The sequence below is a fragment of the Moheibacter lacus genome, from assembly GCF_014042165.1.
Taxonomy (GTDB): Bacteria; Bacteroidota; Bacteroidia; order Flavobacteriales; family Weeksellaceae; genus Moheibacter; species Moheibacter lacus.
In genome coordinates this window covers 63,003-77,585 of sequence record NZ_JACDZE010000004.1, presented here as the reverse complement: position 1 = coordinate 77,585, position 14,583 = coordinate 63,003, and the positions used below count along the sequence as shown (strand labels likewise).

The window sequence follows — 14,583 nt, the reverse complement described above, 5'->3', positions numbered from 1 at the left end:
TCTTTTAATCATTAATAAACTAAACACAATACCTCACCTCCTACATTCTCTTGACGAGCCTGTTTGTCGGTCATTACCCCTTTAGAAGTAGAAACAATCGCTACTCCTAATCCGTTCAATACTCTTGGAAGTTCGCCAGAACCTTTGTACTGACGTAAACCCGGACGGGAAACTCTCTTCAATTTTTTGATCACCGGCTCTTTGGTCACTTTGTCATATTTCAAAGCGATTTTGATAGAACCTTGATGAGATGTGTCCTCGAATTTGTAGTTCAAAATATAACCTTGATCGAAAAGGATTTTAGTGATCTCCTTCTTAAGGTTAGAAGCAGGAATCTCCACAACTTTGTGGCCTGCAGACATCGCATTTCGGATGCGTGTCAGATAATCTGAAATTGGATCTGTTAACATAAACTTGTTTATTTTACAGTATAGAATTGGACCCTCCAACTCTACTTTTAAACTTAAACTTTCCCAAATGAACCCATTTTAGGTATACATTTAGGCGTGCAAATGTAGGAAGTTTTTTTGATTTGACAAATTTTGATGGAATTCTTTTTTGGAAGATTTTATACTACATAATTCATTTTAACATATTAATTGATTTTCGTATATATTTGTGTTATGTGACATTTTATGAAAACTCCCATATCAATATTAATTATTATAATAATTTTCTCTTGTTCTCCTAAAGAAAAATATAATTATAATATTAATGAAAGGAAAAAAGACATCAATGACATAATAAATACACTTATCAATAATGAAGAATTAGGAGATACGAAAATTTTGTCATCACTAAGAAAAGTCAATATTCTATTTGATAAAAAAGAATTTTATAATGAGGGGTTAGATATTTTAATAACTGATAGTGAATTTGAAATTCCATATACAACTTTAATAAACCCTAATAATCCATTTGGTTTTTTTGAAAAAAATGAAATTGATTTCTTAAAAGTTCAAAATAATAACACTCCAGATACTGTTTTTCTTGATAAAAGTTATTTCAACAAAGATTCTTTTATTGAACCACAAGTAATATTAAGAAGCAAAAAATTTAATTACCCTTCATATATTGAATATACGATTCCAATCTTTTCAAAAGATAAAAAATTAGCATATGTAAAAGAAGGTTATCATTGTGGAGGATTGTGTGGTGGTGGAAAAGAATATATACTAAAAAAACTCAAAGGAAAATGGGTAATAATAGACTCATGGAATACATGGATTGCTTAAATAAACATCATTAAATTGGTGTTTATTAAATTGCGGGATAAGTTCAATACTTAACTTTTCCACTTTGTTTTCCGATCTTTCGCAGACACGCAGGCTATTGTCCAACCCACTATCGCGTATTTTCAATCCATTATAAAAACAAAAGTCGCAGATTTAGCTTCGCTCAGTTCGGCTTTTAGCCTCGTGTGCAATCCATAATTGATTTACTTCAAAAAAAACGTAACTTTGATAAAACTTTAAAAATGGAAACCATCATCGTTCAGATCAAAAATAAAAAAGCATTAGAACTTCTAAAGAATTTGGAAGATTTGGAAATCATCAAAGTTTTGAAAAAAGACGAAGACTGGTGGAATACCATTTCTGACGAAGAAAGATCAGCCATAGAAAAAGGTTTGCAGGACGCTGAAAACGGAAAATTAAAACCTCATTCTGAAGCAAAAAAAATCCTAAATGCTCATTTCGCTTAAAAATTCCTTTGGTAAAAATACTTGAACAGAAGAATCAATTTTGAAATCGTTTTTATTTCTTGTTATGATGTATTCAATTTCATTCAGTTCAGAAGCCGTTAATTGAATTGCATCTTCAAAATCTTTCATTTCTTTGGAAAGCGCAGCGAGAACAACCTCTTTGTCAATTCCTACAACATTTACAATTTCTACTAAATCTGAAATAAACGCATGGCTTTTTTGATGTCCTTTGACCTTTTTGACAATGTAATAAATATCTGTAATCGTGGTGGCTGATACAAAAGCAGAAATTTTCTTCTCATCAATCAATTCAAATAATTCTACCGCTTCTTCAAAAAAAGGTTCGCGTTCTAAAATTATATCCAAAATGATATTTGTATCAAACAATACTTTTCTCATCCATATTTTTTCATGAGGTAATCAAAGCGGACATCTTCGGTTTCTTCATTTTTTAAAAAACCTTTCCACTTTTTTATGAAATCTGAAGCAGAAAAATTTTGAACCGAATGGTCAATAGATTTTTGCTCGATAGACACAAAAGTCAAACTCTGCAAATATGCTAAAAAAGCCTTTGCTCCTTTTTTTTTTGTATCAATTTTTATGTTGAGTTCCATAACTATTCAATTGATTCTTACAAAGATAAAAAATATTTAATCGAACCAATATTTATTTCTTCACAAACACCCGATGTCGCGGATTTAGCTTCGCTCAGTTCGGCTTTCAGCCTCGTGTGCAATCCGTGACTAAATACTACTTCTTCACAAACTTGGTCAAAATCACAATCAACTGACCATCGACTTTTCCTTCGATTTGTTCGACGTCATCGTGAACAAGTCTGATGTTCCGCACCGCCGTTCCGATTTTCGCATTGATCGACGAACCTTTTACATCCAAGTCTTTGATTAACGTTACCGTATCACCGTTTTGTAAAATATTTCCGTTGGAATCTTTGTGCAATTCCACATTTCCATCGCCAACGTGATCGCCCGATGCTTTTGCCCATTCGAGCGTATCATCATCCAAGTATAGCATATCGAGCGCATCGGCAGCCCAAGATTCGTTACGGAAACGGTTCAGCATACGCCATGAAACCACTTGAACGCCCGGAACTTCGCTCCACATCGCAGTCGGTAAGATGCGTTCCCAATATTTCCCGTCCGGCTCTTCTCTTTTTTCGATTTGCGCCAATGCTTTTTCGCAAATGAAAACCGTGCGTTCCGGTTCATTTCCTGAAGTCGGTTGAACTTCATAAAAACTTAAGTTTCCCGCTTCACCACTCAATTCACAAACACCGTTGCTTCTCTCTTTTACTATATTTTCTAATTTCATTTTTTATTTATTTAAGAACATCGTAAATCGTAATTCGTATTTCAAACTTCGTACTTCAAACTTCGAATTATCCATGAATCGTTTCTTTATTTCCATAACTCTGAATCAGATTTCCTTCAAAATCCAACCATTCTTTCCAGCGTTTTTCCACGTCGACATCACCGGCATATTTTCGCGCGAAACCCAGAAAAACCGTATAATGATTGGCTTCCGAAACCATCAATTCATGATAAAATTTGGCCAATTCTTCATCTTTGATGTTGGTGGATAAAACCCGGAATCGTTCACAACTTCTGGCTTCGATCATCGCTGCAAAAAGCAATCGGTCGATGAAGGCTTCTTCTCTCGATGCATTTTTTTTGCAAAACTTCACCAATTGATTCACATAATCATCTTTGCGTTCTCGACCAAATTCAAACCCACGCTCCAAAATGATATCATGCACCATTTTAAAATGCTGCATTTCTTCGATCGCAATTTCTGACATCGTCGCCACCAAATCCGGCAATTCCGAATTGTTGATGATCAGATAAATCGCATTGGAAGCTGCTTTTTGTTCGCACCAAGCATGATCGGTCAATATTTCTTCCAAATTACCTTCGGCGATGTTGGCCCATCTCGGATCGGTGGCTAATTTTAGTCCTAACATATTCAAAGTTTTGACAAAAATCGGATATTTGGATGATGAATCAAAACAAAGTGCTGTTTATTGGACTCGTTTGGCCGGAACCGACTTCTTCTGCAGCCGGAAAACGAATCCTCCAATTGGTCGAATTCTTTCAAAATCAAGGCGATGAAGTGATTTTTTCTTCGGCCGCTGCCAAATCGGAAGCCAGTTTTGATTTCTCCACTATGTCATTGCGAGGTACGAAGCAATCTCCCATTCAACTCAACGATTTCTCTTTCAATGAATTCATCCGAAATCTAAACCCCAACATCGTCGTTTACGACAGATTTGTATCGGAAGAACAATTCGGATGGCGGGTATCACAAGAATGCCCAGATGCGCTCCAGATTTTGGATACAGAAGATTTGCATTTATTAAGATTTGCGAGAGAAAAAGCCTACAAAAAGAAAGAACCGGAAAATTTGTACAATGAAATTGCGGTTAGGGAAATCGCATCGATTTTACGGTGTGATTTGAGTTTGATGATTTCGAAATTTGAATCGAATTTATTAGTAGAAAAATTCAACATCGCTCCTTCTCTGCTTCATTATCTTCCTTTTTTGGAGGATTGTCATTCCGAGGAACGAGGAATCTCAAAATCTTTTTCTGAAAGAAATGATTTTGTTTTCATCGGAAATTTTCTTCATGAGCCCAATTGGCAAACGGTTTTGCATCTGAAAAAGAACATTTGGCCAAAAATCAAATCCCAAATACCCAAAGCCAAACTCAATATTTACGGCGCATATCCTTCTCAAAAAGTTTGGGATTTGCACAATGAAAAAGAAGGATTTTTGGTTCATGGAAAAGCAGAAAATGCGTTGAAAGTAATCTCTGAAGCGAGAATTTTATTGGCTCCGATTCCATTTGGAGCGGGTCAAAAAGGAAAATTCATCGATGCAATGCAAGTCGGAACGCCGATTGCGACGACTTCTGTCGGTGCAGAAGCCATGTTTGAAGAAGTTCTTCCAGGGATTGTGGAAGATGATAAAGATGAATTCGTAGCGAAAACAATTGAATTGTATGAAAATGAAAATCTTTGGAATTCGGCACAGGAAAATGGTTTTAAAATTCTGAAAGATCATTTCGATAAAGAATTATTTGAAAAAGAATTCGAAGCAAAACTAAAATATCTTCAATACAATTTGACCCAACATCGCAACCAAAATTTCATCGGTCAAATTCTGAAATCCAATGCTGCAAACGCTTTGAAATACATGAGTTTGTGGATTGAGGAGAAAAATAAATCCAAAAAATAAACCTTCCAGGTTTTAAAAACTAAGAAGGTCTTTTTATCTCTTATTTTAGTGTTCTTTGTGTAAACCTTTGTGAGCTTTGTGTTTTAAAAACCACAAGGAACACTAAGAATTTACTAAGTTCACAAAGAAATTAATTCCATGTTATTTCGCTTCCAACACTTTTTGTTGACGTTTTCTATCTTCTTCTTTCAAGAAAATTTTACGCAGACGAATGAAGTTGGGTGTTACTTCGATGCATTCGTCTCCTTGGATATATTCCATACATTCTTCAAGTGACATATTGATTTTTGGTGCGATGGCATTTGAATCATCTTTACCCGCCGCACGGATGTTATTCAATTTTTTAGCCTCTACCACATTCACAACCAAATCGTTGTCACGTGAATGTTCGCCGATGATCATTCCGGTGTAGACTTCCTCTCCCGGATCGATGAAAAATTTCCCTCGATCTTGTAATTTATCGATCGAATAAGGCGTAGAAACACCTTGATCTTTGCTGATCAACACACCCGCCAAACGACCCGGAATTTTTCCTTTCAAAGGTTTGTATTCGCTGAAACGGTGCGCCATCACAGCTTCTCCGGCAGTTGCAGTCAACATTTGAGAACGCAATCCGATCAAACCTCGCGATGGAATATCAAACTCCAAATGTTGGGATTCCCCTTTGGCTTCCATGATCAACAAATCTCCTTTTCGTTGGGTCACCAAATCGATGGCTTTGCTCGCATAATCCTGTGGAACGTCGATCACCAAAGTTTCATAAGGTTCACATTTTTCACCATCGATTTCTTTGATGATTACTTGTGGTTGACCTACGGTCAATTCATATCCTTCACGGCGCATGGTTTCGATCAAAACCGACAAGTGCATGATCCCACGACCGTATACTAAATAAGTGTTTGAATCATCAGTCGGCTCAACTCTTAATGCTAAATTCTTTTCCAATTCTGCTTCCAAACGTTCCACCAAATGACGGCTCGTTACAAACTTTCCGTCTTTTCCGAAGAAAGGAGAATTATTGATACCAAACGACATATTCATCGTCGGTTCATCGATTTTTATATTGGCCAAAGCTTCCGGATTTTCTGCGTCGGCAATGGTATCTCCGATTTGGAATTTATCCATTCCCACTACCGCACAAATATCGCCTGCATTGACTTCGTTCGTTTTCTTTTTCCCAAGACCTTCAAAAGTGAACAATTCTTTTACTTTTTGTTTGGTGATGCTTCTGTCCGGTTTTACAAGTGCTACCCATTGTCCTTCTTTGATCGTTCCACGCGCTACTTTCCCAACGGCAATTCGACCTAAAAACGACGAATAATCCAAAGAAGTAATTTGAATTTGCAAAGAACCCTCTGAAACTTCCGGAGCCGGAACATGCTCTAGAATTCCGTCTAACAATGGTGAAATATCTTCTGTAGGTACATTTTCTGTATTGAACCAACCTTGTTTGGAAGAACCATAAAAAGTTGGGAATTCCAATTGTTCTTCGGTCGCATCCAGATTGAAAAACAATTCAAAAACCGCATCGTGGACTTCGTCCGGACGACAATTCGGTTTATCGACTTTATTGATAACTACCAAAGGTTTTAGGCCCAATTGCAAAGCTTTATGCAAAACAAATCGCGTTTGGGGCATCGGTCCTTCAAAAGCATCGACCAACAAAATCACGCCATCTGCCATTTTCAATACACGCTCTACTTCCCCACCGAAATCGGCGTGACCAGGGGTGTCGATCACATTGATTTTCACACCTTTGTATTCTACCGAAACGTTTTTGGAGAAAATCGTAATTCCACGTTCACGTTCCTGATCGTTATTGTCCATGATCAAATCACCGGTGTCTTGGTTTTCCCGAAAAACATTGGTGCTGTGTAAGATTTTGTCAACCAAAGTCGTTTTTCCGTGGTCAACGTGTGCAATAATTGCGATGTTGCGTATGTTTTGCATATAAAAATTTGAGGGTGCAAAAGTACGATTAATTGTAGAAAGTACAAAGTAGAATTTACATTCTATTTTTTTATTTAACGTTTTGGTTATAAGTTAATTTAAGAAATTGCATTAAGAAATATTAATTATCTATTGTAGTTATTAAAATTATTCCATTTCCCCTAACTCATTATTTATTTTAACGCTTATTTCCCTTCTTAAAAAATCAAAAGTATGAATAGCATTTTGATTAAAAGGGAGTGTTACTGTATCAGATTTGGAATCATTATTATAAATTTCACCATTTATTACTATCAATGGATTTTTCTTAATTATTCCTTTTTGAAAATTTACTTGCAAAGAATCATTAATGGTTTTCAATTTAGAATCTGATGATTTTATCCAAAACATCTCTTTTAAATATTGAAATTCCTTTTTACAACAAATTAAAAAAAATAAAATCACCACTAGTATCCTACTCATCTCCAAACCTTCAAAATTTCTGCATCATTTTCCAAATCCAGTTTCGACTCAAAACCTTCAACCGATTTCAAAATATATTTCATCGTTTCCAATCGGGCTTCTTTTTTATCGTCGGTTTTGATTTCGATCCATGGTGATTTTACAGTTGAAGTTTCTTGCAACATTTTATCGATATATAAAGTATAAACCTCCCATTTTTCTTGGGCTTGCTGATCGAGTCCACCTACTTTCCATTGTTTCAACGGATCCTCTTTTCGTTCATCCAATCTGTCTTTTTGTTCTTCTTTGGAAATGTTCAGAAAGAATTTAATCAAAATGATTCCATCATCGATTAATAATTCTTCCAAACGATTGACTTGATTCATAAACGATTGGTATTGCTCTTCTGTGCAAAATCCAAAAACCGGTTCCACGACGGCGCGATTATACCAACTTCGGTCAAAAAATGCAATTTCTTCCTGAATCGGCAAATGATCGATGTACCGTTGGAAATACCATTCTTTCAAATTAATTTCGGTTGGTTTGGGAAGTGCAATGACTTTGTATTTTTTGGGATTGATTTTGGCAATCGTACGGGAAATCGTTCCGCCTTTTCCGGCGGCATCGCGGCCTTCGTAGATAATCAATAAACGTTTTTGGTTTCGGATGATGAATTCCTGCAAATGGAGCATTTCAGACTGGAGTTCGTCTAATTCTTTTTCATATTTCAATTGTTCCAAAAACTTTTTTTCTTTGATAATTCCTTTCTGAATCAACAAATCCAATACTTCCTGACTTTTGGAAATATTGTCTAAATCTTCTAAATCGAATTCGGCCATAACTAAATTTATCTAATTGTTAAAATTAACATAATTCCAATAATTTTGTCTTTTATGGAATTTTATTTGTGGTAAATTCGGAAAAAACTTTAAAAAATGAAAAAATTAACAATTGGATTAAGTGCATTGGTTTTGGCTTTTGGTTTAACTGCATGTGACCAACCCAAAACCGAAAATGTAGATAACGCTGCAGAAACAACCCAAAATACAACAACTGAAAGCGTTGGAAATCCGGCCGATGTAAAAGCCGACGGCGGAACATTTGCAATGCCCGGTTTGAAATACGGATATGCCGATTTGGAAAAATCCATTGATGCAAAAACCATGGAAGTCCACTATTCCAAACACTTTTTGGGCTATACCAATAAACTAAACGAAGCCATCAAAGGAACACCGATGGAAGGAAAGTCCATCGAAGAAATCATGAAAGGTTTGGATTTAAACAATGGCGCAGTTCGCAATAACGGTGGCGGATACTATAACCACAACCTTTATTTTGCAACGATGAGTCCAAACGGCGGTGGACAACCAAGCGGTGCTTTGGCGGAAGCGATCAATAAAGATTTCGGATCTTTTGATGAGTTGAAAAACAAATTGGCAGAAGCCGGTGGAAAACAATTTGGGTCAGGTTGGGCTTGGCTGGTTGTGAAAGACGGAAAATTAGCCGTAGGTTCAACTGCCAATCAGGACAATCCGTTGATGCCAAATCAATCCATTTCCGGAACTCCAATTCTCGGAATTGATGTTTGGGAACATGCGTATTATTTGCGTTACCAAAACAAAAGACCGGATTACATCACAGCATTTTTTGATGTCGTAGACTGGAATGCAGTCGCTGAAAACTATTCAAAAGCAACTGCGAAATAATTGATTATTAGATCAATTTCAACCTCCAAGTTTAGCAAAATTTGGAGGTTTTTTTATTGAATTTTTTTCCAAATCTCCACCACTTCCTTTGCTTCTTTCACATCATGTACCCGTAAAATATTTGCGCCTTTTTGTAAAGCCAAGGTATTTAAAACTGTCGTTCCGTTTAGTGCTTCATTTTGATGAATATTTAAAAATTTGGTGATCATTGATTTTCGGGAAACACCGACCAACAACGGAAATTCGTCAAATCCAATTAGATTTAAATTTTTTAATAATTCATAATTCTGCTCTACTGTTTTTCCAAATCCAAAACCCGGATCGAGAATGATGTCATTGATTCCCAATTCTCGTAATTCGTTGATTTTCTGCGCAAAAAACTGATTAATTTCCAGCGTAACATTTTCATAATGTGGATTTTTTTGCATGGTTTGCGGTGTTCCTTTCATATGCATCAATATGTACGGAACATTCATTTCTGCAACGGTTTTGAAAAAATTTTCATCCAAATTTCCGGCAGAAATATCGTTGATAATTGCTGCTCCGGCAACAACGGCTTTTTCAGCAACTTTCGCCCGATAGGTGTCGATCGAAATAAGGGTTTCCGGAAATTCTTGCAGAATACTTTGAATAACAGGAAGCACCCGTTTGATTTCTTCTTCTTCCGAAATTTCTTCTGAACCTGGACGTGTGGACATTCCACCGATGTCGATAAAATCCGCGCCCTCTTCGATCATTTTCCTTGCTTTCTCCAAAGCTGAATCGATGGTTTGGCCACGGCTTCCTTCAAAAAAAGAATCGGGCGTCACATTCAAAATTCCCATGATTTTGGGTTTTGATAGATCAATTAAGTTTCCTTTGCAGTTAATTCGCATACTTATTGGGTAATTTAAATCGGATATCCTATTTTTGAATCCGAAACGAATGTATGGAAAAAACAGTAGAACAGTATCAGTCTGTCATCGAAGAATGCCGAAGTCTATTTGAAAAAAAATTAATGGATTATGGCGCTGCTTGGCGCATTTTACGATTACCATCGGTTACCGACCAAATTTATATCAAAGCCGCACGCATCAGAACAATTCAAGAAGCTGTTGAACAAAAAGTAGATGAAGGACAAGAAAGCGAGTTCATCGGGATACTGAACTATTCGATCATCGCATTGATCCAATTGGAATTTGGTGTAGTCGAAACGATTGATTTCTCAGTTGAAAAATCCATGCAGGAATTTGACAATCAATCCAACAAAGCATTTGAATTGATGCAGAATAAAAACCATGATTATGGTGAAATCTGGCGGGACATGCGCGTGAGTTCGATTACAGATTTGATTTTGCAAAAATTATTGCGTATCAAACAAATTGAGGACAACAAAGGAAAAACCATCGCTTCTGAAGGACTGGATGCCAATTATTTGGACATGATCAATTATGCTGTTTTTGCGTTGATTTTACTAAAAGAAAAATAAAATCCTTTTCAAGGTTATTTTCATATTGCTGATTTACCTTGATAAGGTTCATAACTTGAAACAAAAAAATAAATGAAATACCTCGTACAAATTAGTCGTTTTATCGTCGGAATTATCTTTATCCTTTCCGGATTTGTAAAAGCCGTGGACCCGATCGGATTTGGATACAAATTGGAAGAATATTTTGCACCTGATGTGTTTAACATAGGATTTCTACACGATTTAGCGTTGCCACAAGCTACATTTTTCAGCATTTTTGAAATCGTTTTGGGCGTGTTTTTGATCTTGGGGATTTTCAGAAAATTCACGAGTTGGTCACTTTTGATTCTGATCGTATTTTTCACGTTTTTGACTTTCTATTCTGCTTATTTTAACAAAGTTACGGATTGTGGTTGTTTTGGGGATGCGATGAAATTGACACCGTGGCAATCTTTCTGGAAAGATATCTTCCTTTTGGTTTTGATCATCATTCTGTTCATTGGTCAAAAACACATCAAACCGCTGATTGACAATGCAAAAGTGAATTATGGAATCGCAGCGGTTACGTTGTTGATTTGTGGATGGATTTCGTTTATGGGTATCCAAAAATTACCGATCATCGATTTCCGTGCGTATGCTGTGGGAAAAAATATTACGGAAGGAATGAAATCCGCTCAGGAATTAGGATTGGAACCGCCGAAATACGAAGTTTTGTATACGTTGAAAAATAAAACTTCCGGGGAAACAGTTCAAATTACCGATACCGAATATACAAACGACGAGAAATGGTATGCCGAAGGAACGCCATGGGAATTCCAGTCTGATTTGACGGAAAACAAAATGATTTCAGCCGGATATGAGCCTCCGATTCACGATTTCATTTTGGATTGTGATGGTGAGGATATGACCGAAACTTATTTGAACGAAGAAAAAGTTGTGTTTTTTATTACGCCTTTTTCGGAAAAAGTTACATCCGAAGAGATTTCGCAGTTGAATAAATTATACGAAGAATTGTCCAAAGAAAACATCAAAGTGGCGGCTTTGACCAACGGCGATTTGGAAAATGTGAAATTTCCGTATTGTTTTGTGGATCAAATTACCTTGAAAACAATCATCCGAAACAACCCGGGAATTATCGTTTTGAAAAAAGGAACGGTAGTAGCAAAATTTCATGATAATCCGATTCCAAATTCAGGAGAAATTTTAAAATCATTTAATTAAACTAAGTGAATTTCGTAATTCGTAATTCGTAATTCGTAATTCGTAATTCTCATATAAAAAATGTTCCGTTATCTCATCAATAAAATCTTGTATGGTTTCCTGACATTGTTGGGTGTGATAACGATTGTATTTTTACTTTTCACGGTTTTACCGGGCGATCCGGCTAGAATGATGCTAGACCAAAAAGAAGATCCGGAGCAATTGGCTTTGATCAGAAAAAATTTAGGTTTGGACCAACCGGTTTGGAAACAATATTTGTATTATCTAAACGACCTTTCTCCTATTTCTTTTCACGCAAAATCAGGCGAAAGTTATACTTCATTGGAGTCCGGAAAATACAAGGGAACTTCATTGATTTCAATAGGAAATTCCACTTTGGTACTGAAATATCCCTACATGCGGGTTTCGTTTCAGAAACAAGGAAAATTGGTGTCGGACATCATCGCAGAAACCTTACCCAATACTTTGGTTTTGGCAGTTTCAGCGATTGTTTTTGCCACAATAATTGGAATTTTATTAGGCATTTGGTCGGCGTTGGTAAAGGACAGTTGGTGGGACAGGGCGCTATTGGTCATCACAAGCATTGGGATGAGTACCCCTTCTTTTTTCTCAGCGATCATCATCGGCTATATTTTTGCGTTTTTGTTGCATCAATTCACCGGATTGTCCATGACAGGAAGTTTGTATGAAATCGATGATATGGGAGAAGGAAAACATTTGGAACTGAAAAATTTAATTCTACCAGCTTTTACGCTGGGAATCAGACCACTGGCTGTTATCACCCAATTGACTCGAAATTCTTTGTTGGAAACATTGAACCAGGATTACATAAGGACGGCATTTGCAAAAGGTTTAAAATCGAGTGAAGTAATTCGGAAACACGCATTAAAAAATTCTTTGAATCCGGTCATTACAGCGACATCGGGATGGTTTGCTTCGATGTTGGCAGGGGCAGTATTTGTCGAATTCATTTTTGGATGGAATGGTTTGGGAAAAGAAATTGTCAATGCGTTGAATACCTTGGATTTACCCATCGTAATGGGTGCGGTTTTGATCATTGCGACTACCTTTATTTGTATCAACATTTTAGTAGATATTTTGTATGGAATTTTGGACCCAAAAGTTCGAATTCAATGATATTTATTAGATTTCAACAAATTCATAAATTAAGATTTTTTTCACATTTGATTTTTTCCTAAATTTATGGAAGAGAATTGAATCTTTATTAACAAAAAACTTTACGACCATGCGACGAAAAATAGTAGCCGGTAATTGGAAAATGAACCTAACTTTTCAGGAGGCAAAGGAATTGGCACTCCGTTTAAACACTTGGGTGAAAGCAAATAAACCTACAGCCGAAGTCATCATAGCTCCCACTCATTTGTACTTGGAACAACTTAATAAAGATTTAAAAAACAGTCATATTACGGTGGCTTCCCAAAACGTTTCGGCTATGGAAAATGGTGCTTATACCGGAGATGTTTCTGCTGAACAATTATTGTCCATTGGCACCAAAATGAGTATCGTAGGACACTCTGAAAGAAGAGCTTATCATTATGAGCAAGATAAATACATCGGGAAAAAAATCACACATTTGTATGAATTGGGTATGAGTCCTATTTTATGTGTAGGAGAAAAATTGGAGGACCGCGATGCTGGAAAACATTTTGATGTGGTGCAAGAACAAGTGACTGTAGCGCTTGAACGCCAAAAAGAAGAAGATTTAAAAAATTTGATCGTTGCTTATGAACCTGTTTGGGCAATAGGCACCGGAAAAACGGCTAGTCCTGATCAAGCTCAGGAAATGCATGCTTTCATCCGAAAAACCATCGGTGCGCAACATGGAATTTCAATAGCCAACAGCACGAGTATTTTATATGGAGGAAGTGTAAATCCAGGAAATGCGAGAGATTTATTTGAGCAATATGACATAGACGGTGGATTGGTTGGTGGTGCTTCACTTAAATTGGAAGATTTTACAACGATTATTTCAGCGAATAAATAATTCGCAAAAAAAATTTCAAAATGAATTATATAGAATACCGGTTTTCCATTTCACCAGTTGAACCATGGAGAGAAATCTTAATGGCATTGCTAGCTGAAGTAGAGTTTGAAAGTTTTGTCGACACAGAAAATGGAATGGATGCTTATGTAAAAGCTGATTTGGAAGATGAAAAATCCATTTTAGAACAAATTCAATCAATTTCAGAAGCCAAAATCGAATTTGAAAGAAAGGAAATCGAACAAGAAAACTGGAATGCGCAATGGGAATCCAATTTTCAACCGATCATGGTGAAAGACCAATGCTACATCAGAGCTGAGTTCCATGAGCCGAAACCGGAAATCCCATTCGAAATCATCATCCAACCCAAAATGTCTTTTGGAACCGGTCATCATGAAACCACCCATTTGATGGTCGAATTCATCCTCGAAACCGATTTCACCGGAAAAGATACGCTGGACATGGGATGTGGTACTTCTATTTTGGCCATTCTTGCCAAAATGAAAGGTGCTGCTTATACGGAAGGAATTGACATCGACGAATGGTCTGTTGAAAATTCTATCGAAAATGCTGCGCGAAATCAAGTTGAAATGACTGTAAAATTGGGAGATGCAGAAATTTTGGGTTATCGGAATTTTGATGTCATCATGGCCAATATCCAACGCAATATCCTGATGGATGACATTCCGAAATACATAAAAGTCCTAAACTTTGGCGGAGAATTGCTCCTCAGTGGTTTGATGGAGCATGATTTTGAAGACATTAAGAAAAAATGTGAAGAAAACGGCTTGAATTTTGTTTCTAAAAAACAGCGGAACGAATGGATCGCCCTAAAATTTATTAAAAATTAATTTCAAAAAAA

General features: G+C 36.5%; 18 protein-coding genes. 9 read left to right on the top strand and 9 right to left on the bottom strand.

Going from position 1 to position 14,583, the window contains the following annotated elements:
• Positions 1–11 precede the first annotated feature (11 nt).
• Entirely contained in the window at positions 12–410 is a 399-nt protein-coding gene (rpsH, locus tag HU137_RS10980) for a 30S ribosomal protein S8 (RefSeq protein ID WP_182043900.1), read from the bottom strand.
• Positions 411–635: 225 nt separating this feature from the next.
• Between rpsH and HU137_RS10975 the strand changes: the two genes are divergently transcribed.
• On the top strand, positions 636–1,235 hold the full coding sequence (locus HU137_RS10975) for a hypothetical protein (RefSeq protein ID WP_182043899.1): 600 nt from the start codon (positions 636–638) through the stop codon (positions 1,233–1,235).
• Between the two features lie 242 nt (positions 1,236–1,477).
• Complete coding sequence (locus HU137_RS10970; protein ID WP_220457221.1) at positions 1,478–1,702, top strand: hypothetical protein; 225 nt, start codon at positions 1,478–1,480, stop codon at positions 1,700–1,702.
• Here the strand turns inward: HU137_RS10970 and HU137_RS10965 are convergent.
• The 4 genes from HU137_RS10965 to miaE all read right to left on the bottom strand — a co-directional run bounded on the left by HU137_RS10965 (position 1,682) and on the right by miaE (position 3,680).
• The gene (locus tag HU137_RS10965) at positions 1,682–2,101 is read right to left on the bottom strand and encodes a type II toxin-antitoxin system VapC family toxin (protein WP_182043898.1); all 420 of its coding nucleotides are present in this window, start codon (positions 2,099–2,101) and stop codon (positions 1,682–1,684) included. The genes HU137_RS10970 and HU137_RS10965 overlap by 21 nt on opposite strands.
• Complete coding sequence (locus HU137_RS10960) at positions 2,098–2,316, bottom strand: PIN domain-containing protein (protein WP_182043897.1); 219 nt, start codon at positions 2,314–2,316, stop codon at positions 2,098–2,100. Before HU137_RS10960 ends, HU137_RS10965 begins: the two co-directional genes overlap by 4 nt.
• A 136-nt stretch (positions 2,317–2,452) precedes the next feature.
• Entirely contained in the window at positions 2,453–3,031 is a 579-nt protein-coding gene (locus HU137_RS10955) for a PhnA domain-containing protein (protein ID WP_182043896.1), read from the bottom strand.
• 67 nt (positions 3,032–3,098) lie between these two features.
• Positions 3,099–3,680, bottom strand: coding sequence for a tRNA-(ms[2]io[6]A)-hydroxylase (gene miaE, locus HU137_RS10950; protein ID WP_182043895.1), 582 nt, complete (start codon positions 3,678–3,680; stop codon positions 3,099–3,101).
• A 35-nt stretch (positions 3,681–3,715) separates the two neighbouring features.
• Between miaE and HU137_RS10945 the strand changes: the two genes are divergently transcribed.
• Positions 3,716–4,954, top strand: coding sequence for a glycosyltransferase family 4 protein (locus HU137_RS10945; RefSeq protein ID WP_182044136.1), 1,239 nt, complete (start codon positions 3,716–3,718; stop codon positions 4,952–4,954).
• Positions 4,955–5,095: 141 nt separating this feature from the next.
• On the opposite strand, the gene typA is transcribed toward HU137_RS10945, so the two are convergent.
• The 3 genes from typA to ppk2 all read right to left on the bottom strand — a co-directional run bounded on the left by typA (position 5,096) and on the right by ppk2 (position 8,184).
• Complete coding sequence (typA, locus tag HU137_RS10940) at positions 5,096–6,904, bottom strand: translational GTPase TypA (RefSeq protein WP_182043894.1); 1,809 nt, start codon at positions 6,902–6,904, stop codon at positions 5,096–5,098.
• 147 nt (positions 6,905–7,051) lie between these two features.
• Positions 7,052–7,366: a hypothetical protein gene (locus tag HU137_RS10935; protein ID WP_182043893.1), complete on the bottom strand. Its 315-nt coding sequence runs from the start codon at positions 7,364–7,366 to the stop codon at positions 7,052–7,054.
• On the bottom strand, positions 7,363–8,184 hold the full coding sequence (gene ppk2 / locus HU137_RS10930; protein WP_182043892.1) for a polyphosphate kinase 2: 822 nt from the start codon (positions 8,182–8,184) through the stop codon (positions 7,363–7,365). The genes HU137_RS10935 and ppk2 overlap by 4 nt, the downstream gene beginning before the upstream one ends.
• 96 nt (positions 8,185–8,280) lie before the next feature.
• On the opposite strand from ppk2, the gene HU137_RS10925 reads away from it, so the two are divergent.
• Complete coding sequence (locus HU137_RS10925; protein WP_182043891.1) at positions 8,281–9,051, top strand: superoxide dismutase; 771 nt, start codon at positions 8,281–8,283, stop codon at positions 9,049–9,051.
• Between the two features lie 53 nt (positions 9,052–9,104).
• On the opposite strand, the gene folP is transcribed toward HU137_RS10925, so the two are convergent.
• Positions 9,105–9,926: a dihydropteroate synthase gene (gene folP / locus HU137_RS10920; protein ID WP_182043890.1), complete on the bottom strand. Its 822-nt coding sequence runs from the start codon at positions 9,924–9,926 to the stop codon at positions 9,105–9,107.
• Positions 9,927–9,979: 53 nt separating this feature from the next.
• Between folP and HU137_RS10915 the strand changes: the two genes are divergently transcribed.
• The 5 genes from HU137_RS10915 to prmA all read left to right on the top strand — a co-directional run bounded on the left by HU137_RS10915 (position 9,980) and on the right by prmA (position 14,572).
• A complete protein-coding gene (locus HU137_RS10915; protein ID WP_182043889.1) occupies positions 9,980–10,519 on the top strand; it encodes a DUF1599 domain-containing protein in 540 nt (179 codons plus the stop codon).
• A 72-nt stretch (positions 10,520–10,591) separates the two neighbouring features.
• Complete coding sequence (locus HU137_RS10910; RefSeq protein ID WP_182043888.1) at positions 10,592–11,719, top strand: BT_3928 family protein; 1,128 nt, start codon at positions 10,592–10,594, stop codon at positions 11,717–11,719.
• A gap of 60 nt (positions 11,720–11,779) precedes the next feature.
• On the top strand, positions 11,780–12,856 hold the full coding sequence (locus HU137_RS10905; protein WP_182043887.1) for an ABC transporter permease: 1,077 nt from the start codon (positions 11,780–11,782) through the stop codon (positions 12,854–12,856).
• A gap of 109 nt (positions 12,857–12,965) precedes the next feature.
• Positions 12,966–13,724 (top strand): triose-phosphate isomerase, encoded by a 759-nt coding sequence (tpiA, locus tag HU137_RS10900; protein WP_182043886.1) that lies wholly within the window; start codon positions 12,966–12,968, stop codon positions 13,722–13,724.
• 20 nt (positions 13,725–13,744) lie between these two features.
• Entirely contained in the window at positions 13,745–14,572 is an 828-nt protein-coding gene (prmA, locus tag HU137_RS10895) for a 50S ribosomal protein L11 methyltransferase (protein ID WP_182043885.1), read from the top strand.
• Positions 14,573–14,583 lie beyond the last annotated feature (11 nt).